The organism is Lujinxingia sediminis, from assembly GCF_004005565.1.
Lineage (GTDB): Bacteria > Myxococcota_A > Bradymonadia > Bradymonadales > Bradymonadaceae > Lujinxingia > Lujinxingia sediminis.
Map to the genome: position 1 here is coordinate 1,464,691 of NZ_SADD01000001.1, position 19,634 is coordinate 1,484,324.

A 19,634-nucleotide genomic window follows, 5' to 3' on the forward strand; every position below is an offset into this window, starting at 1 on the left:
CATCGGGTGCGGAGCCCATCACATGCCCGCATCAACCCGAGGCCCTCGCCCAGAAGGCTCACCTCGCCACTACACAAATATATGCGCAGGGCCACGCCGGGTGCGCCGCCATGCAGCTCGCAGGTCACAGCCCTAGGGCGTCTGCAGTACCGCTTCAACCTGGCCGGACTCACCGCGCTTAAGGCTTACCCGCGCGTCGCCCGAAAACACATCTTCGGCGCCGTGTGCGTTGACCCGCACAATATAATCGCCCGCGAAGAGATCGCCGATGATGCCAGCCCCTCGGTTGCAATCAAAACCCTGTCGGGCCATCTCGTAGAATGCCGCGTCGTAGACGGCGACCTCCACCCGGTCCACATCATTGGCACCGCAGACCCGGCCGTTATCAAAACGCCAGAAGACCTCTAACTCTGCGGGGCGAGCGCTGAGGGCGAGGGAGGTCAGCATCTCAATACGCTCGGGACGGATGGTGAGCGTGCGTATGGTGCTCTCAAAGGTATTGGCACCGCCGGCATCAAATCCGCGCAGAATCAGCTCGTAGCTTCCGGGAGCAATCCCCTCCATCGCCGCTGCCCCGCGTGCGCAGGGGTACCCCTCGACGTAGCTGCGCCGCGCGTTGGTGAGCTCGATTTCGACGAGTTCCACCTCGCTGGCGGTACACCCCATCGGACTGATCTCCCAGCCAAGCTCAAGTGCTCCCTCACCAAAGGGCTCTACCGGCTCGCCACAGCTGAGCAGCGCGCTGCTCAGGGTGGCAAGCGCCATCCCTTGCACGACGATCGACTTTTGCATCTCAGACCTCCCTGGTCGGTGTGGCGTGTCATCCCTGCGTTCGCCATATCGCCACGAGGCTACGCCAGCCTGAAGCAGGGTCAACTTTTTGCCACGGGGCGGACTTCTCGCCAGCGCGCGTGCTGTGCTAGCTTCGCCCGGCCCTCCCCCCCTCTTTGCGATCTTCTGCATCGGCCCCACCATCATGATGAACCGCGATCTGAGCGAACTTCTCGAAGGTCTCCCCGACACCGCGCCAGGTCTGGTGAAGGCGGCGCGCGCCTATGACGAGGCCGGTGACTACCGAAACGCCGAAGCCCTTTTGCGCGGGGCGCTCGCGCGCTGCTCCACCCCCGAGCTCCGACTGGCCTCAGCCGAACACCTCCTGGCGCGGGGACGCTGGGCGGCCGCCTACCAGCAGGCGCGCCACGCCATGGCCAACCCCATGCTCTGGGAGGCTGCTGTGGCCGCCGCCCGCGCGAGCCATAAGCTTGGCGAACATGGTCGCGCACAATCCTTGCTCGATGACGCGCTCGATCGCGGGGCCGACCTCACCCTGATCAGCGCCTGGCGCGATCACTTCGCCGGACTGGCCGATGCCCCGGCACCTCGCCGCCCGGCGACGTTAGCCCCCGCGGAGCGCGCGCTTCCCGACTTCACCGAGGAGCCCACCGAACTCGTCGACGGGCTCGCACCGCACGAGCCCACCCACCTGGTGCACATCCCCGCAAGTTTGAGCGATGCGCCCAGAGCGAAGTCGCCAGGGCGCGCGCCGGCGCCGGGCTTTGAGCCCGATGAAACCACGCTTCGGCGCCGCCAACCTCGCGCAATCCGCCCCGGCACGTCCGCCCCCGAACTCGCCGACGCGCTGGCAAACGTCCCCTCCGAGCCGACCGACGTCTTCGCGGCCGCGCCGACGCTTCCGCCAGGCGCCGATCTGGCGCAGGAGCTCCCGCGCCATGATAGTGGGCGACGCAACGCGCCCGCCCTTAGGGTCGCCCCCCGCGCGGCGAATCACTCAGCCCCCGGCGTTGCAGCGAAGCGTGGGGAGCCTCGCCACCCGGGTCGCGAAGAGAAACTGGAGCTGGACCTCGACGCGCTCCGCCGCACCGGCAAACCGACCACCGGAGGCACAAGCTCCATCCGTCGGCTGACTCACCTGGTGCAAACCAGCCTTCCTGAACCCCTGCAATCGCCAGCCCGCGCCATGATCAGCGTGCTTCTCTCATCGCTGCTGGTTCTGAGTTTCTTTGCAACCCTGGGTTATATCGGGCAGGTCCACCGTGCGACGGCCACCTTACTGCGGCGCGCGGAGAGCGAAGTTCATAACGACACCTACGCCTCACATCAGCGCGCCCTGCAGCTTGCGCAGGAGGCGCGTGCCTACACGCTGCTACCCGCCGGTGCCGACGCTGTGGTGCGGGGTCTGACCGACGCTCTGCCCGCCATTGGCACCCGTGCGCCCGTCGAGCGCGCCACCAACCTTGAAGAGCTCATCCGCGCCCGCACAGCCTATCGTTTTACGCATCCCGGAACGATCGCCCCTCCGGAGCCCCCCACGTCAAGGGCTGGCGAAACGATCGCGGCTCATATCTACGCCAGCGCCGCCTGGCTGCCCGGGCGCGACATCTCCAGGGCTGCCGATGCGCTGCTCGCCCTTGCGCCGAGTTCAGCATGGGCACGCCTGGCCTACGCCGAGGTTCTCGTCGACCACATCCCCGTCGAGCTCTCTGCGAAGCTGGTCGACTCCTTCCCCGAAGACACCCCTGCCCGTGCCTTTGTGCGCGCGCAGCACCTTTTGTCCTTCGATGAAGAGGCCGCCACCCCCGCACTCCGAGCGATCTTCGAGGCCAACCCGGATCATTACAGCTCCCGGTTGACCCTGGCCCTCCACCTCGCTCGCACCGGGGCCGACGAAGCCGAACTCGACGCCCTGCTCTCCTCGGCCCTGAGCGCCCCCGGCCGCGAGTTCGCCCCTGCCGACCGCGCTCTGATTCACCTGGCGCGCGCCGAGGCATCGTCCACAACGAACGAACGCATCGATGCCCTTCGTCTGGCCGCCGAGGCCGCACCGCTTCGCCCCGACCGTATCCGACCGCTCATCGACGAGCTCATCGCCCGCGGGCAGCTCCTCGACGCGCGCGAGCAGCTGATTCGCACTCCGCGGGTCGAGCATCGCCACACCTATTTCGATCTGGAGTTGGCCTCCATCCACCTGCAGCTCGGCGATACAGACCGCGCCATCGCGCTTTTGAGCGCCGCCTCCGACAACCCTCACGAGCGCCTGCTCCTCGCGCTGGCGATGGCAGCGGAAGGCAACCTCGCCATCGCCCGTGACGAGCTGGCGCAGACGCCCCTCGACCTCGCTGCGGCCGCGCTCCTGGATGCGCTGCACCCCGAAGCCACGCCGCCGGAGGAAACCTTTGACCGGATCGCTGACTTCGCCTCCGAACGCGCGCTTCTCAAAAGCGCAACCCTGGCCCACCTGGCCAACCACAGCGAAAGCTGGGAGGCGCAATCAACGCTCCGGGAGCGTTCCCTCTCACGGCTGGAACACGCCCCCGATCGCCTCGCACGGCGCCTTCTCCAATGCCGACTGGCGCTTGACGCACGCCATGCCAGCGATGCCGCCGAGCATTGCGCGCGCCTCGAAGAACTCGATGTCGCCTCCCGCTGGGCTCTCGATGCCGCGGTGCGCTGGCACCGCCTCAACGATCGCCACGCCACCGCGCTGCGATTGATCGACCGGCACGAAGATCTAAGCGGCCCCGGTCCTCTTCTGGGGCTGATGCGCGCCGAAGTCGCCTTTGAGCAAGGCGACGTTGACGCAGCCACCTCCTTCTTGGAGCCAGCCCTGGGGACCCCGCTCTCTCGTAGCGCCCGCTGGGCAACCCTGCAGGGCCGCCTGGCCTTGAGCCGCGGTGATAGCGAGCAGGCGCAAGCTCACCTTCAGAGCGCGCTGGACACGCGCCCAGGCGACGCGGCTGCAACACTCGGCCTGCTCCAGACTGCGTTGGCGAATGGCCCCCTCTCCTCGGAGAATGAGCAGGCCCTGCGCGGACTTCTTCGCCATGGGAAGCTCGGCCCGGAGGCCTGGGTGGCATTTGCACGCCAGCGCCGCCAACAACAACGCTACAACGACGCTCTGGAGAACCTTGAGCTTGCCCGGCGTGCAGCTAACACCCTCGTCCCCGCCGCGCTCTCGCATGCGATCCTGACCGAAGAGGCCTACGTGCGCGCCGCTCGCAGCCGCCGGGGCTTTGCCGATCCCGGCGTCACGCGCGCACTCGATCTTGCCGGCGAGTCCGCGCCACAGAGCGCAGACTACCTCGTCGCCCGCGCCCGGGTTGCACTTGCCTCGCGTCGACCGAACCGCGCCGAGGCAGCCCGGCATCTGGAAGATGCCCTGAACGACGCCCCGCTCCGCTGCGAGCTCTGGGAGGAGGTCATCGCGCTGCGTAAGCGCCTGCGTCATCAGGTCGCCGTGCGTCGCCTCGTCAACGCCACCCCGGAGCGATGCAACTAGAGCGCGCAACGAAAGCACACTGACGCGTCGTCTATCAATATGCTAGGACTGCTGCGCTGATCGGCGCCCGAGTCTGGCGCCTGACTTCCCTCGGCCCCAAAAGATGACGACCTGGTGAGGAGACGCCATGATTCGGCGCGACATTCTTGATCTTCTTCAATGCCCGGCCTGCGCCGGCCCCGAGCTCACCCTGGGCAGCGGACGTCGCCCCGACCTGGTCTGCCAGAGCTGTGACTCGCACTACCCCATCGTCAATGGCATCCCCGACCTGGTCGCTCCAGAAGCCACTCCGGCCCCGGGAACCTACCGCACTGAGACGCTGGCCAACGTCATCGCCGGCGTCTACGACGTGGTCGCCCCGGTGATGAGCATGGCCATCTGGCGCTGCAGCCCGCTGCGCTACATCGATCACGAGAACCGTGCCCTGGGCCGGGCCCGCGGCGGCGTCTATCTGGAGGCCCCCATTGGCACCGGCGTTGCGCTGGCCCCCTGCATCGCGCCCTACCATGACGTGACCGTGCTCGGCGTCGACAAGTCCTGGAAGATGCTCTTTCAGGCCCAAAAACGCCTCAAGAAAACAGGCGCGAGCTTTCAGCTTATTCGTGCCGACGTCAACGCCCTCCCCATCAAGAGTGGCGCGGTGCGAAGCCTGCAGAGCCTCAACGGCCTGCACGGCTTTACCGATCGGGTCGGCGCGCTCAACGAATTCCACCGCTGCCTGGAACCCGAGGGCTACTTCTCCGGCTCCACACTTGTTCGCGCGCAGACGGACATGGCCGACGCGGTGCTCGAACGCTACGAGCGCTACGGCATCTATCCGATGCTTCGCAGCCCCGAGTTCTTACTTCAGGAGGTCGGCGCGGCGTCTTTTGAAGGCATGCACTTTGAAACGCACGGCGCGGTGATGTTCTTCGCCGGCCAGCGTGCCGCAGATGATGAGATCGAAAGCAACTCGCCATCGTCAAAGCGCACAGCAAAGACCACGAGCGCGAAGAAAGGGGGCGCTAAATCGTCGGGCGCGTCGAAAAAAGCGAAAAAAGCAAAAGGCAAGAAGTCATCGCGGCGCGCCGGCTGAGCCTCTGCCGCACGCCTCAGAGACCGGGTTGGCGTCTGTGTTCTGCTTAACGACGCGTCGTCGGTGCCACCCCGGACTCGGCATAACCACGGGCGCGTGCCTGCCGCGAGCGTTCCTTACGCAACGCCACCTCTCGCCGCACCGCCTCTCCCACCGAGGCCACCTTGCTGAGCAAGTCCCGAAAGATCGTCGCACTGAGTTCCAGCACGATCACATCGGTGCGCGCACGCACTGTCGCCCCCGCCTCGCTGAGTTGAGCGCAGGGAGTCACCCCCAGAAAGGCCCCCTCCTCCAGCGTGTCGACCACCTCGCGTTGACCGCGGCGCCCGATGACCTCCACCTCGACCGAACCGCTGACCAGGAGCGAGAGACGCTCAACATGGTGTCCCCGCGAAAAGAGCGCTTCTCCGGCGACCCATTCGCGCATCTTGAAATGCCGGCCGAGCACCTCGCGCTGCTCCGGGCTTAACCCACCAAAAATCGCACTGGAAGCCAGCAGATTGTTGAGCATCCGTGTGTAATAGAAACCCCAGAGCGCATCCCAGACCTCCGGAAAACGTCGGCCCAACTGGTAGACCACGTCATCGCGTACGGCGAGCACCTCCAGCCCTTCTTCAGCGACCACCCGTGCCATCCCGTCTCGACCGGTGAGGAGACGAAACTCCCCGAAAACCTCCCCTTCCCGCAGACGCGCCAGGAAGACCGTACGCCCGTCCACCAACGACTTCTCCACCCGCACGCAGCCTTTAACGATCACGTACAGGCAGACCTTCGGGTCATCCGGCGAAGCCAACACCGTACCGGGAGCAACCCGTCGATGCTCCATCACGCGCAACGCCTCCACAAAGGCGTCCGCCGGAAGTTGGCTGAAAAGCGGGATTGTCGGCAGCTCCGAGCGTCGCACGTGGCGCTCCTCAATGAGCAGGCCGGAGTCCTCCTCTCGAAGCTCCATGGTGGGAGGCTCATCGATCGCGTCGAATGCCTGCAACGTCTCCCAACGCGAATCACTCTCCTCATCCAGGGCAAGCCCATCCCACTCAAAGACACGCACCTGAAAGGTGGGGTCCGCGTCGGAGTCTCCTCCCCCAAAACGCGGCCGTTCAACGCGGGTGACGTCTCCATCATCACTGCCGCGATAGGCTGGCGCATGCCGTGTAGCCTCGCGATGAACATCGGATGTCGGGCTGCCTGAAGTAGCCACCGGGGTCGCCAGCCGAGGCGATGACTTGGGCCGCCCCAGGGTGATCGCGCTCTTCTGCCCCCGACGCACCTCTTCGGCTTCCTTCTCCGAAAGCGCCTGTACCCGCACCCCCGAGGTCTCCCGGGACCAATAGGCGCTCGATGTCTCCGCCGCCATGGCCGGGCGATCTTGCGGCACCGGCGTGGGCTGCGCCCGTCGCACCTGGCCATCGACCGGACGTGCCACCCGCGCAACGTGCCCGGTCGCCTCCGGCGCCTGCGCATAAAGGCGCGCCAGAAAAAACTGCGTCTCGGTATGGCTGGCGTCCATCTCCAGGATGGCTTTGCACGCTGCGATCGCCTCCAGCGGGAGCCCTGCTGCCGCCAGAAGCTTCGCTGCCGTACCGTACTCTTCAATGGCGTGGCGGGGCCGCTCCATCTCACAGAAGAGCGCCGCAAGGCGCAGCCGCGCCTCGATATTCTCGGGCTCCTCGCTGAGCGTGCGCTGGTAATACGCAAGGTATTTTCGAAGCCGGGGATTCGACATCTCGAGAGCACGCTCGCAGGCTCGCGCGCAACCTGATCTGGCCATCGCGCATGGGATTCTGGACGACTAACTCCACAATCTTCAACGGTAGCGAGCCCTTCATCACCTTGTCAAACCCACCCTCTCCCCGGAGCGCGGCGATGACGTCGAGGATCACGCCCTCGTGCCCTGCCTCTCCTCGCTCGATACGACACAAAAAAACCCGCCGCGCCCTGAGGGCGCGGCGGGTTACGATGCTACCCTTGTCTGCACCACCGACGTAGCGCCGATGGCACATCCTCAGGATCACACCACGGTCTTCTTAACCGCCGAGCGAAGCGTCACCAGACCACCGTTGGGGCCGGGAATGGCACCCTTGATGAGAATGGCGTTCTCTTCGGGAAGCACCTGCATCACGCGCAGGTTCTGCACGGTCACGCGGGTGTTGCCGTACTGACCGGCCATCTTCTTACCCTTGAAAACACGACCCGGGGTCGCCGACATACCGATGGAACCACCGTGACGGAAGAATTCGTGCACACCGTGGCTGGCCTTGGCACCGGCGAAGTTGTGACGCTTCATGACACCGGTGAAACCGCGACCTTTGGACGTTCCGGTCACGTCAATCCAGGCGCCCACGTTAAACGTGTCCGCACCCAGCTCCTGACCGACTTCATACGCGTCAAGCTCGCCCTCGCCCACGCGGAACTCGCGCACAAAGCGACGAGGCTTCTCGATGCCCGCCTTCAAGAAGACGCCGACACGCGGCTTGGAGAGACGCCACTTGGGCTCGGTGCCTTCTTTCTCAAGAAGCTTCACATCGCCAAAGCCCACCTTGATGGCGGAGTAGCCGTCTTTGCCCTTGGCGCTCTTCTTCTGCACGACCACGTTGCCTTCAACCTTGACCACGGTCACCGGGATACGGTTACCGGCTTCGTTGAAGATCTGCGTCATGCCGACTTTGCGGCCAATCAATCCTTTGCCCATCTTAAACCTCTCTCTGGGAAGCTATCACCCCGCACCGCTCATACCCCATCATCAGGGCAGTGGAACGTGCGCTCCTTCGGAGCGCGGGGGCGTCGCATAGACCCGCCGTCAACGCGCCTCTCGCGAAGACCATTCGGGGTCGCTTCTCGTAGTCGATCGCCTGGCCAGCGTCAAGCGCGTGACGCATCCCTCACCCTCATACTTCACTGACCTCAGGGGTATGAGCGCCGACCTCCTCGACTTCCATGATCTGTGGCGCACGCCCGACGTTGATCGGCGAGCGCACCGGGGTGCTGTTGCGACCCGGCGACGATGAGAACTCCTCCCAGCCCTCGGCGGAGACCTCATAGGCTCGGGTGTAAGGAGGATGAATCCCGTGCAACCGAAACGCCCGTTTCACCCGCTCCATCACATCGCATAAGAGCGCCTTCTCATAACGCGTATCAATGACATAGGCCTTCGACTTAACGTGCGTCGCAAAGGCCAGGGGCGTGATCTCGTCGTAGACCTGCACCACCACAGGCTTGCTCAAAAACACATACCGGGAGGTGATGGTCGCCTCGTAGACGATCTGCTTGGCCAGCTCAAAATCGGCGGACTGTGCGATGTAGAAGTCGATTTCCACCATCATGTCGAGCGCGCCGGCGTTCGACGAGCTGACCGCTTCGGTCAAAAACTTGTTATTCGGAATGGAGACCTGGTTGTCATCCAGCGTCACAATGCGCACGGAGCGAAGACCGATCTCCACGACCTCCCCGTAGGTGTCTCCAAAGGCGACGCGGTCGCCCACCTGAAAAGGCTGGTCCACCAGAATCAAAATGCCCGCCATCAAGCTCGACGCGGTGTCTTTGAGCGCAAAGCCAACCGCAACCGCAAGCGTGCCCCCCAGACCGAGCAAGGCGGCGCGGTCTTCTTCAAAGTCCAGAAAGGTGGCCACCACCAGGTAGGCGGCCGCCGCGAAGATCCCCAGGCGCGCAAAGCTCTGCACCTTTTTAAAGAAGAGACGACGGCGTGCCTGCCCCTCTCCCAGACTCTCCAGCGTCGCCGAGACCACGCGATTGACGGCGTAGGCCACCGCAATGATGGTGGCCGCGCTGAGCAGATTCCCCACATTGAGAAGTTCAATGCGCTGGGCAATCTCTTCGACGTCGGGTGCCGCCTGGGCCAGAAGCGGCCCGGCGGCCAGCACCATAGGATAGAGGTTCATCGAAGGGGCTCCTTACTCGTAGAGGAAGTTCGCGTCGCGCAGCTGACGCAACACCGCGCGGAAGTAGAGCGTGCTCAACGTCGCCCGCCCCTGGCGCTGGCAGACCTCCAGAATGTCACTCTCGTAGAGGAAGTTGATCGCCGTCTCACAGAAGCCCCGATCCGAGTTTGTGATGCGCGCGACCTGCTGAGCGTTGAGCGAGCCGTGCTGGACGATGGCCGCCAGCGCAAAGAGGTACTGGTCGGTCAGCGACTGCTGCACCGCGGTGGTCGGCCGACTGAACAGACCGACCTGCAAGCTACCGGAAGCGTCCATCCGCAGGCTGCGCAACCAGAAGGTCAGCGCCACCCGGGGATTGCCCTGACTGAACTCATGCAGAAGACGGAAGTACCCGTTGGCCGTCTTGATCACCTCATAGCTGAACTCGCCACTCTGATGCGCCACCACAAGGTCGGTGAAACTGATCGGAAGATCGACCTTCGCGTCGCGCGAGCGCACAAGCTGCTGAATCTGCTGCTCACTCCAGGGGGCAACCTCGTGAACCAGACCGAAGTAATGTTTACGCGCGCGCACCCGGTTAAGGTACGACCAGGCGAAGCGATTGAAGACCAGTACCCAGAAGTGGTGATCATCGGTGATATGCACCACATCCAGAAAGAGGTCGACGGCGCGAAACCCGCCGATATGCCTCAAGAAGAGGTGATGGCAGTCATCGAGGACAATCGTGCGCGGGGGGGTTCGTCGAAGCCACTCCACGGCTTCTTCTCGGCAGGTAGGAACCTCGGGGAGGTGAAAGAGCTGGGCGATAAACTCCAGAGCAGCCGGCTCCCCTGAGATCTTCTGGGCGAGAGTCGCGTACTGCACCGGGCCGTGTGCGGCAGGCCAGGCGCTGACAACGTCCACAAGCTCGCTGGTTTTACCGAGGCCCGCCTCACCGACGATGGCCATGGAGCCTTTTCGCCGAACCTTCATCCAGGTTTCACGTCGGGCTGCGATGGCGTCGGCCACGCCACGCCGCTCCACCCGAAAGGCTTCATCGAAGAGCGGACGATCCACAAAGAAGGCACGGTAGCGCTCGGGAACCGTACTTTGCGCCGCCTCGGGCACCTCAGCCACGCCCCCCTCCCTGCGTTGAATTTCGATCTTCTTGCGGAAGATGAAGTTGCTGAACTGTCGGCTCAGCTCGGTTTCCACCACGTAGGCGCGTACCCAGCGTACCAGCTCCGCGCCGGCCACGTAGATTGAGGCCAGGCCGATCAGAAGCACGCCATAGGGCCGGTTGCGATGCTCACGAACGATCACCGTGGCGCGCGGCAAGCGCTCGCCAGCGAGGCGCTCAAACCCCTGGGCGATATCATCGCGCCACCACCACAACACCGTGTAGACCAACACAACCAGCGCCACCCAGAACACCCGGTCGGCCAGCCACCAGATCACCGAGGGACCGGTCAACTCCCAGACTGTCAGGGGCACATAATGGGAGAGGAGCCAGAAGCTCAGCACAACCCGCACGCTACGCACCAGTCGACGCGCGCGGCTCTCCTCCACAAGCCCCCCCTGAGCCAGGGCATCAAGGGTGTGCGCCTGTGCGACCGCCGCCGCGCTCGGAAAGCCACTCGCCGTGCCAGCCTCTTCGCCACGTGGCAGCGCCAGGGTCTTTACGACGCGCATCACGATCACATAAATCGTGACGGCATCGATCACCCAGCGCGCATACGCCAACTCGGGCAACGCCCCCACCAGATAGTCCGTCATGTGGGTGGCGGCCAGATAGAGCACCGCCGGCACGATCAACGCGCGCAGAACCTGGGAAGCCTTGATCAGCCCTCCGGCGGCCTTCCGTAGCGCCCGGCGTACCAGCAGCTGGCTCAAGCCCCACTGCACCGCACGAGGGCCGTACTCGCGGGCAAACCACAGCGCGATAAGAATCGCGATCACCCGCCAGAACACGCCCATCACCCAGCCCCAGAAGGCCACGGAGGTGAGCATGGTGCCCGGATCACTGATCTGCTTCCAGCGTTCCTCCAGGGTATCGACGGTTAACAACACACCCACCCGCACCCCCTCAAGCGCGTCGCGCCAGGCCGAGTCACTGCGCGGCGAAAGCATCATCGCCCGCGCCTCAGCCCCGAGCCGGGGGAACATCGCCTCCAGCGACTCATCGAAGAAAGCGCGGCGCTGAAGGTTAACCTCGTTTCGGGCCTGACGGGCGTCGCGCACATCCTGCGCAATCTGCAACCGTTGCTCGGCGAGTTCCACCTGCAACTTCGCCAGCGCCAGTCGTCGGGTCGCAAGCTCGGTGGAGGGTTCTCGACCCACCTCCTGAATAAGCTGTTCGAGTTCGCGTCGCGCTTCATCAAGCCGGGGCTTCAGGTTGGCAACCTGACGCTCAGCGGAGCGATACCCCTGAACAGTGCGTTTTACATCATCGCGGGCCCCCCTCCGGTACATCAGGGTCTGGCGCACGACCCCGGCCAGTTCACCATCGGGGCGAGTCATGCCTTCTTCGACCTCGACACGCCTCTCGGAGAAGGTCGCCTCACTCTGGCGGCGTTCCTCGACGATCGAGCGAATCTGCTCGCCCTCTTGCTCCGAGATCGCCAGCAACTCCTCGGCGATCTCACGCTCGCGAGCCAACACCTGACGGATCTGGGCGTCCCGCTCCTGGCGTTCTCGCTCCCGGGTCTGCTCGACTGCCAGGCGAGCCGCCTCCTGAGCACGCTGGGAGCGCTCCAGGCGCTCGGCAGCCTCCTGATCGACCTGTGAGGCCGCCTCCCGTTGGGACTGAAGCGCGGCCTCCACCGCCTGCAGGGCTTCCGTTCTGCGATCCACCAGGGTCTGTGCCGATACTGCCCTGGCCTCCCGCAACGCATAAAAAAGGCTCGCCGCAACCAGCTCCCGCATCGCGACGCGACTGCCGGGCTCTTCCACGAGCCGATCCTTGAGAAACGCTCGTACCCGGGCGTCCACATCTTCGCCGACACGCGCCTGCGCAACGACCGCTTCGGCCTGGGCGACGCTCTCGCGCAACGCCTCGGCGCGCTCCTCATTGAGCTCTTCCGGTGGCAGCGCCGCCGCAGAAGCAGAGGTCGCGACCTTATCCTGCGGCTCACCGGTCGGCTCGGACGCAGAGTCCGAGCCCATCTCTGGAAGGTCCGCCTCGCTTGCACCCTCCCCGGTCGATGTGCCAGAGACGACGTCGTTCTCTTCGCTACCCGCCACAGCGGGCACCTGGTCGACGACCACCTGGGCCCCGCTCTCCGGGAGCGGGCATAGAAACACCGCGACAAGCGCTAGAACCCACGCGATCGCGACGCCTCCTCGCACTGCTGACATAGACTTGGCCGTTGTGGATGGAATCAGTAAGCTACGCCGCGAAAGGTTAAATCAACCTCCCCCGATCTCAAAGTTTTTGCCGTGCTCATACGTTTCAAGCTCACTCGGCCGCGCCTGCCGTCACTGCGACGATCTCGCGCGCTTCGGCCCGCAGCGCTGCTCAGCACCGCAATGCTCTCCGTGACAATCGGCTGTGCCAGCCCTTCGACGCCCGATTCCACCTGGTCCGATGAGTTCCTGGCGGCGATGCGTCTTCCCGAGGTGCAAGCCGAGCCCGAAGTCGCCTCACTCGCACTGCGCGCTCCCGAGCGCGACCAGGCCCGCGATGCCCGTTTTGAGCTCGCCCGTTTCGCGCTACGCCGCGGCGACATTGCGCTTGCCGACGAGCGTTTTGAAGCGCTCTGGTCCGAGGGCATCGACGATCACATCACCAGCCGCGCCCTCTACGAATCCGCACGCATTGCGCTCGAGCATCATCAGAATCGCCAGGAAGCGATTGCCCTGCTTCACCGCGCCATCGCCCAGACTGCCCCCTGGGCGGGCACCGAGCTCGCGCTGAGCTTTCTCATAAAAATCGAGCGGGAAGCTGGCCACCAGCCAACCCTCATTGAGGATTTGAGCCGCATCGCCGCAGAGCTTGAGAACGATCGCCTCAAAGCCCAACTCCACCTGAGCATCGGGGAGCTCCACCACGCCGATCTTCAAGACGACGAAGGCGCGCTGAAGGCCTACCACGAGGCGGCGCTCAGCTGTGAGAGCTGCTCGGCATCCGACGAAGCTCTCTGGCGCATGGCCGAGATCTACAGCGAGCACCAGAACTTCAACGCCGCCACGCGCACCCTTGGGCTGGTGGCCGAGCGCACCGACACAAGCTGGTTTGTGGGAAGCTACAACTCCCACCGTGCCGCCGACGCGCGCTTTGAGCTCGGCCGCATTCACCTGCTCTTTCTCGAGGATTATGACGAGGCGCGCGATCACTTCGAGCGCTTCATCGACACCTTCCCCCACGCCATGCGCCGCGATCAGGCGGAGTGGCACCTCGTCGAGATCGCGCGTTTGAGCGCGAGCGAGGCGGCCTACCACCGCGCGCTGCGCCGTTTCGCCAGCAACTTCCCCGAGAGCCGCCTGGCCGACCAGGCTCGCCGCCGCCTTGAGGCCCTCTGATGATCCGCATTGAGAATTTGACCAAGTACCACGAGGGCCGCGTCGTCATCGATGACGTGACGCTGACCATCGACGACCGCACCAACGTGGGCCTGATCGGCCCGGGGGGCTGTGGCAAGTCGGTGCTTTTAAAGATCGTCTGCGGGCTGATCAAACCCGATAAGGGCCGCGTGCTCATCGATGATATCGATGTCCACCGTCTCAAGCCCACTGAGCTCGCGGAGCTGCGCTTTCGCATCGGGATGCTCTTTCAGAACTACGCGCTCTTCGACTCGATGAACGTCGCCGACAACATCGCCTTTCCCCTGCGCCAGGCTGGCGAAACCGACGAGAAGCTCATCGCTGAGAAGGTCAATCAGGCCCTCATCGACATCAGCCTTCCCGGCATCGGTGAGCGGTACCCCAACGAGCTAAGTGGTGGTATGAAGAAGCGCGTCAGCTTTGCGCGCGCGGTGATTCGCCGTCCGCCCATCGTCTTCTATGACGATCCGACCGCCGGGCTCGACCCGGTCACCAGTTCCAAGATCTTTATCCTGCTGCGCAAGATGCAGCACGAGCACAACACCACCTCGGTCACCATCAGCCACGATATTGAGGGCATCAAAGATATCTGCGATCGCTTCGCGATGCTCGACCGGGGCCGCCTGATTTTCGAGGGCGACCGCCAGGCCATCGAAGCCTGCGACGACTCGCTGGTCAGCCAATTCTGGCAGGGCTACAGCGACGACGAACTCAACGTATAAAGACGCTCATGCATCGACTCGCCACAACTTTGCAGGCCCCCTTCCACTGGCTGGGCCAGACGGCCATGAGCTGGTCGTTTAACGCCGGAGGCCTGGCTCTTCTCACCTTTCAGGTGCTGCGCAACCTGCTCCCGTGGCGCTGGCAGTTCGACGGCCCGGAGACCTGGCGAAACCTCTACCGTGTGGGTGTGAAGAGCTTCCCCATCGTCGTGGTGACCGCCGTGCTGGTCGGCGCGATCATGGTCATCCAGTCCGGCCTCTACATCGAGCAGTACGGCGCGTATGGACTTCTGGGCTGGGGAGCGGGCTACTCGATTCTGCGCGAAGTCGGCCCGATCCTCATCGGCCTGATGTTCTCGGGTCGCGTCGGGGCCAACAACACCGCCGAGCTGGGCACGATGAAGGTCACCGACCAGGTCGACGCGCTACGCGCGCTGGCCATTGACCCCATCGGCTACCTGGTCATGCCGCGCTTTATCGCCATGATCCTGATGATGTTTTTGCTGGTCGTCATCGGCAACTTCACCGCGCTTATCGGCGGGGCGATCACAAGCCAGGTGCTGCTGGACGTGAACATGGTGCTCTTCTTCCAGAGCGTCATCGCCTATGTGCTCCTCGACGACCTTCTCCACGGCCTGATCAAGGCGGTGGCCTTCGGCTTTGCCATCGCGATCATCTCGTGCCACTTCGGGCTGAGCACCTCCGGCGGCGCGGTGGGCGTGGGCCGGGCGGTCAACGCCTCGGTTGTAGGAAGTGCCATCGCCATCTTTGTGCTCGACTACGCCATTACCTTCGCCTCGCTGTGAGCTCGCCATTATGAGCGCATCCCCCGACATCCCGGGCCGCCCGACCGGCCGCGAGCCCTCGAACTTCCGAGAATTCCTCTCGGCGCTCGGCGAGCCCATCCTCTATCTGACACGCACCTTTAGAGAGCTCATCGAGATGTTCGGGCTCACGCTTTACTATATGGCGCGTGGGCGCACCCGCTGGCGGGCGATCTTTGAGCAGCTGCACGAGGTGGGAAACCGCTCGGTGATCTTCGTCGCAGTGACTCTGGGCTTTCTGGGGATGATCCTTATCTACCAGGCGGGCTACCAGGCTGAGCAGATCACGGGCGACCTTCAACTCCTGGGCGGTCTCTTCCTGCAGCTTCTGCTACGTGAGTTTGCACCGACGATCACCGCCATGATGATCGCCACGCGCGTGGCCACCGGGATGGCCGCCCAGATAGGCTCGATGGTGGTCACCGAACAGGTCGACGCCCTGCAGATGTGCGCCGCCCCGCCGGTGGACTACCTGGTGGTACCACGCTTTATCGCCACAACGATCATGATGATCGTGTTGACGATCTTCGCCGTGCTCGTCTCCTACAGCGCCGGTGCGCTGACCGCGCTCTTTTCGTTCGGTCTCAACGTGCGCACCTTCATCGACTTGAGCTTTATTGGCTGGTTCGACCTGATCTTGTGCCTGAGCAAAGCTCTGGCGTACGGGATGGCCGTTCCGATCATCGCCTGCCACGCCGGGCTCAATGTCTCCGGCGGCAGCGAAGGCGTGGGGCGTGCGACGACCAACGCGGTGGTCAACGCCAGCCTCGCGGTCGTGATTCTCGACTTCATCATCACCAGTCTGGGATACGTGGCGCTGAGCCTGCTGCCCTCCTGAACTCAGGCGTTATTCTGCTGACCCACGGTCACCTTTCACGTGACCCACGGTCACCTTGTTTGATCGATTTTCGCATGACCCACGGTCACCTTTCACGTGACCCACGGTCACCTTGTTTGATCGATTTTCGCATGACCCACGGTCACCCTGTTTGATCGATTTTCGCATGACCCACGGTCACCTTTCACATGACCCACGGTCACTTTTCACATGACCCACGGTCACCTTTCACATGACCCACAGTCACCTTTCACGTGACCCACGGTCGCCCTTCACACGTCCCACGGACGCCTCAATGAGCCCGATATCGACGACAGCCCGCATGTCCCTAAGCGCCGTGACATGCGCCGTGCTGGCCTTACCGACGTTGTGGAGCACATCCGCGAGTGCGCAGTCGGTTCACATGCCCATGGTGGGGCGTCAATTTCCAACCGTCGGTGTTGCAGCTCAGGGGGGCGCTGTCGTCGATGTACCAGACTCCGGTATGCGTCTGAGCCCGTCGGCCGGTGGCGTGGCACGCGTGGCGCTGCATCATATCGTTGGCCCACGACTCTCGATGAGCGCCGAGGCCGGCCTCGGCGCAACCTATCTTGGCGCGCACCCCATGACGACCGCGCCGCCGGCCGATGCCGAGGTGGGCTTTGCATGGCAGCTGGCTGTGCTGGCCCGATACTTTCCGATTTATGAGCGCAGCGGCCTGACCTTTGGCGGGGGGCTTCAGTACAGCGGACTGCGTTTGAGCGATGTACCCAGCACGCAGATGGGCGCGGAGCTTCGGGCCGGCTACTACCGCTGGCACAACGAGGAACGCTTCTGGACCCTGGAATTTGGACTGAGTATCCCGCTGATTGAAGGACTCACGCTCCCCAACGAGTTTGCCACGCCCGACGAGCCCGCCTCGCCCACCGTGGAACGCACCTGGCACTACGTGCGCGCCTCACTCGGTATGAGTTTCGCCTTTTAAGGACAATGCGATGGGCACGATCGAGTTTCGCGACATCTATAAGAGTTTTGGCAACAACCACGTCTTGCGCGGGGTGAGTGTGACGGTGCAATCCGGCCAGGTCTTCTTTGTGATCGGTCAATCAGGTGCCGGAAAAAGCGTGCTCGTGAAACATCTCGTCGGATTGATTCGCCCCGATCAGGGCCGCGTGCTCCTCGACGGGGTCGATGTGACCGACTTTAAAGAGAAGGAGTTTTTTCCCATTCGCAAACGCTGCGCGATGGTCTTTCAGAACTCCACCCTCTTCGACTCCATGACCTTGCAGGAGAACGTCGCGCTGCCCATCCGAAAGCACCTGGGCGTTACGGTCGAAGAAGCCGGACAGATGGCACTGGAGAAGCTAAAACTCGTCGGGATGCAACGTCATGCGGACCGATTCCCGGCCGACTTCGGCGACGGGATGCGAAAAAAGGTCGCCATCGCCCGCGCCCTTACGCTCGACCCGGAGTTTGTGATCTTCGATGAGCCCACCACCGGCATCGATCCCATCAGCGCGGCGATGGTCGACAAGCTCATCCGCCACCTCTCGGACGCACTCGGAGTGACCTCCATTGTGATCAGCCACGATTTGCGCTCGATCTTTGGCATCGCCGATCGCATCGCCATGCTCTACAAGGGCAAGCTCATCCTCGACGGCAGTCAGCAGGCCTTCAAGGAGAGCGATAACCCCATCGTTCAACAGTTTATCAAAGGGCTGCCCGACGGCCCGATGGAAGTCTAACCTCACCGGTGTGTTGTTCGCGGATGAGCAGGGTTGAAAATTCCGGCTCTCCCGGGTGAGAATGCGCCTCATTTCGCGTCGCACTTACGCCACCTTTTTCGGGATCTTCTCGATGCAGAAAAAAGAAACCGCCATTGAAGTTAAGGTCGGGGCCCTTGTCCTTCTTGCAACCGCCCTGCTGGTCGCCTTCGTATTTCTTCTGGGCGATTTTCGCCTCTCCAGCGGCTACCAGATCCACGTGCAGTTTAGCACGTCCGGCGGCCTGAAAACCGGAGCTGACGTGGCGCTCTCAGGCATCAACGTGGGGTCGGTCTCCAAGATGGAGTTTGTGCGAAACGACGATGCGGCAAGCGGCCTTCCGGCCGTAGCAGTTCAGGCCTCGCTCGACATCGATTCGCAGTATGCCGACTCCATTCGCGACAACAGTAAGTTCTACATCACCACCCGCGGCGTGCTCGGTGAGCCCTATGTGGAGATCATCACCGAGAACTTCGACGGGTCTGAAGTTGCCAGCGGCGCAACGCTTCGCGGGGTGGATCCGCCCCGCATGGAGATCCTGCTCGGCCAGGCATCGGAGGTGCTCGAGACCATGACCGAGATCCTCAACGACGAAGATCAGGACGTTGGCGCACTGGTGGCCAACGCCACCCACTTCTTCGGCGTGGTCGGAGACGCCGTTGGCGAGAATCGCGACGAACTCGATTCAGCGATCGAAGGGCTCAACACGACAACATCAGAAGCCGCCAAATTGCTTGCAGCCATCAACGTCGCTGTGGGCGACGGCCAGCAGCTTCGCACGCTCGTGAATGACGCGGGAGCCACCGCTGCCAGTGCGCGACGGATGACCGGCCGGCTCAGTGGACAGATCGATCCGGTCATGGCCGATGTTACGCAGACCGCCGCCAACGCTCGCGAGATAAGCGATGTTACGCGCCGCCTCCTCGTCGACAACGAAGGGCGTATCGTTGCTGTGCTCGACGATGCCGAGACCAGCGTCGACAACCTCCGCCAGGTCTCCGACCAGGCCGTTACGCTCGTCGACGGCGTGGCCGCCGGTGAGGGTACCCTTGGCGCACTTCTGGTCGAGCGCGAGGTTTACGAGGATCTCAAAGATCTGTTGCGCGTGATTAAGCAGCAGCCCTGGAAGATTCTCTGGAAGGAATGAGGAAGGTCGTACGTCGGTCGGCGCGAGGGCCGCTCCGTCGACGTGCGTTCTGGACGAGAACGGAGGCGCAGGCTGAGCTTGAAGCGACGTGAAGATCAGAGCTCTGACTGCGCGGCAAGACAGGCGCTAAAAACCTACGCGTATGCACATCATGCGCCCGTCAGTGGGCGGACCGTGGGTCGCCTCACGTCAGTGGGCGACCGTCGGTCGCCTCAAAAATGACCGTGGGTCGCCAGACGGTGCAACATGAGAGTTCCTGCATGAAGTCACAGTCGGCTCCGAGGCGCCTATGTGGCAGTCGCGTCTGAACGAAGCGGTCGCGGTGAAATTGCTTGCGACAAGAACGACGGCGCGTCACACCGGCAACTTTAAGAACTTGAAAATATGATCGTAAAAATATGACCGTGGGTCACTCCGGTGACTGACCGTGGGTCGCCTGAAATGCAGTAACCACGCGCCTTTCTCGCAGTCCCGTCTGCAGCACACACCTGAGTATCGCTCGTCGTTCTGCCATCTCTCCCCACACTTTCGTATCCTGCGACGCAACATCCGGCATTTGCCTGCGATAA

General features: G+C 63.5%; 14 protein-coding genes. 9 read left to right on the forward strand and 5 right to left on the reverse strand.

Going from position 1 to position 19,634, the window contains the following annotated elements; genetic code table 11:
• Positions 1-132 precede the first annotated feature (132 nt).
• On the reverse strand, positions 133-792 hold the full coding sequence (locus EA187_RS05845) for a hypothetical protein (protein WP_127779474.1): 660 nt from the start codon (positions 790-792) through the stop codon (positions 133-135).
• Positions 793-916: 124 nt separating this feature from the next.
• Between EA187_RS05845 and EA187_RS05850 the strand changes: the two genes are divergently transcribed.
• Complete coding sequence (locus EA187_RS05850) at positions 917-4,297, forward strand: tetratricopeptide repeat protein (protein WP_127779475.1); 3,381 nt, start codon at positions 917-919, stop codon at positions 4,295-4,297.
• Between the two features lie 127 nt (positions 4,298-4,424).
• Positions 4,425-5,372 carry a methyltransferase domain-containing protein gene (locus EA187_RS05855; RefSeq protein ID WP_127779476.1) on the forward strand — a complete coding sequence of 316 codons (948 nt, stop codon included), beginning with the start codon at positions 4,425-4,427 and terminating at the stop codon, positions 5,370-5,372.
• A gap of 46 nt (positions 5,373-5,418) precedes the next feature.
• Here the strand turns inward: EA187_RS05855 and EA187_RS05860 are convergent, their stop codons facing one another.
• From EA187_RS05860 to EA187_RS05875, 4 genes are all read right to left on the reverse strand, one after another.
• Positions 5,419-7,098, reverse strand: a complete 1,680-nt coding sequence (locus EA187_RS05860; protein ID WP_164856043.1) for a cyclic nucleotide-binding domain-containing protein — start codon at positions 7,096-7,098, stop codon at positions 5,419-5,421.
• Positions 7,099-7,383: 285 nt separating this feature from the next.
• Positions 7,384-8,064 (reverse strand): 50S ribosomal protein L3, encoded by a 681-nt coding sequence (rplC, locus tag EA187_RS05865; protein WP_127779478.1) that lies wholly within the window; start codon positions 8,062-8,064, stop codon positions 7,384-7,386.
• A gap of 196 nt (positions 8,065-8,260) precedes the next feature.
• The gene (locus tag EA187_RS05870) at positions 8,261-9,271 is read right to left on the reverse strand and encodes a mechanosensitive ion channel family protein (protein WP_127779479.1); all 1,011 of its coding nucleotides are present in this window, start codon (positions 9,269-9,271) and stop codon (positions 8,261-8,263) included.
• A gap of 12 nt (positions 9,272-9,283) precedes the next feature.
• A complete protein-coding gene (locus EA187_RS05875; protein WP_127779480.1) occupies positions 9,284-12,607 on the reverse strand; it encodes a hypothetical protein in 3,324 nt (1,107 codons plus the stop codon).
• A gap of 171 nt (positions 12,608-12,778) precedes the next feature.
• On the opposite strand from EA187_RS05875, the gene EA187_RS05880 reads away from it, so the two are divergent.
• From EA187_RS05880 to EA187_RS05910, 7 genes are all read left to right on the forward strand, one after another.
• Positions 12,779-13,771 carry a tetratricopeptide repeat protein gene (locus EA187_RS05880; RefSeq protein ID WP_127779481.1) on the forward strand — a complete coding sequence of 331 codons (993 nt, stop codon included), beginning with the start codon at positions 12,779-12,781 and terminating at the stop codon, positions 13,769-13,771.
• Positions 13,771-14,514, forward strand: coding sequence for an ABC transporter ATP-binding protein (locus EA187_RS05885; protein WP_115602444.1), 744 nt, complete (start codon positions 13,771-13,773; stop codon positions 14,512-14,514). Before EA187_RS05880 ends, EA187_RS05885 begins: the two co-directional genes overlap by 1 nt.
• Positions 14,515-14,522: 8 nt before the next feature.
• Positions 14,523-15,320 carry an MlaE family ABC transporter permease gene (locus EA187_RS05890; protein ID WP_115602443.1) on the forward strand — a complete coding sequence of 266 codons (798 nt, stop codon included), beginning with the start codon at positions 14,523-14,525 and terminating at the stop codon, positions 15,318-15,320.
• 10 nt (positions 15,321-15,330) lie between these two features.
• Positions 15,331-16,176 (forward strand): MlaE family ABC transporter permease, encoded by an 846-nt coding sequence (locus EA187_RS05895; RefSeq protein WP_115602442.1) that lies wholly within the window; start codon positions 15,331-15,333, stop codon positions 16,174-16,176.
• 484 nt (positions 16,177-16,660) lie between these two features.
• Positions 16,661-17,140 (forward strand): hypothetical protein, encoded by a 480-nt coding sequence (locus EA187_RS05900; RefSeq protein WP_127779482.1) that lies wholly within the window; start codon positions 16,661-16,663, stop codon positions 17,138-17,140.
• Between the two features lie 10 nt (positions 17,141-17,150).
• Positions 17,151-17,900 carry an ABC transporter ATP-binding protein gene (locus EA187_RS05905; RefSeq protein ID WP_115602440.1) on the forward strand — a complete coding sequence of 250 codons (750 nt, stop codon included), beginning with the start codon at positions 17,151-17,153 and terminating at the stop codon, positions 17,898-17,900.
• Between the two features lie 112 nt (positions 17,901-18,012).
• Complete coding sequence (locus EA187_RS05910; RefSeq protein WP_164856044.1) at positions 18,013-19,065, forward strand: MlaD family protein; 1,053 nt, start codon at positions 18,013-18,015, stop codon at positions 19,063-19,065.
• Positions 19,066-19,634 lie beyond the last annotated feature (569 nt).

Coding starts and splice junctions, on each gene's coding strand:
- EA187_RS05875 (WP_127779480.1), bottom strand. CDS start 12,607: ATGTCAGCAGTGCGAGGAGGCGTCGCGATCGCGTGGGTTCTAGCGCTT.
- EA187_RS05880 (WP_127779481.1), top strand. CDS start 12,779: ATGCTCTCCGTGACAATCGGCTGTGCCAGCCCTTCGACGCCCGATTCC.
- EA187_RS05910 (WP_164856044.1), top strand. CDS start 18,013: ATGCAGAAAAAAGAAACCGCCATTGAAGTTAAGGTCGGGGCCCTTGTC.
- EA187_RS05860 (WP_164856043.1), bottom strand. CDS start 7,098: ATGTCGAATCCCCGGCTTCGAAAATACCTTGCGTATTACCAGCGCACG.
- EA187_RS05905 (WP_115602440.1), top strand. CDS start 17,151: ATGGGCACGATCGAGTTTCGCGACATCTATAAGAGTTTTGGCAACAAC.
- EA187_RS05870 (WP_127779479.1), bottom strand. CDS start 9,271: ATGAACCTCTATCCTATGGTGCTGGCCGCCGGGCCGCTTCTGGCCCAG.
- EA187_RS05900 (WP_127779482.1), top strand. CDS start 16,661: ATGCGTCTGAGCCCGTCGGCCGGTGGCGTGGCACGCGTGGCGCTGCAT.
- rplC (WP_127779478.1), bottom strand. CDS start 8,064: ATGGGCAAAGGATTGATTGGCCGCAAAGTCGGCATGACGCAGATCTTC.
- EA187_RS05895 (WP_115602442.1), top strand. CDS start 15,331: ATGAGCGCATCCCCCGACATCCCGGGCCGCCCGACCGGCCGCGAGCCC.
- EA187_RS05890 (WP_115602443.1), top strand. CDS start 14,523: ATGCATCGACTCGCCACAACTTTGCAGGCCCCCTTCCACTGGCTGGGC.
- EA187_RS05855 (WP_127779476.1), top strand. CDS start 4,425: ATGATTCGGCGCGACATTCTTGATCTTCTTCAATGCCCGGCCTGCGCC.
- EA187_RS05885 (WP_115602444.1), top strand. CDS start 13,771: ATGATCCGCATTGAGAATTTGACCAAGTACCACGAGGGCCGCGTCGTC.
- EA187_RS05845 (WP_127779474.1), bottom strand. CDS start 792: ATGCAAAAGTCGATCGTCGTGCAAGGGATGGCGCTTGCCACCCTGAGC.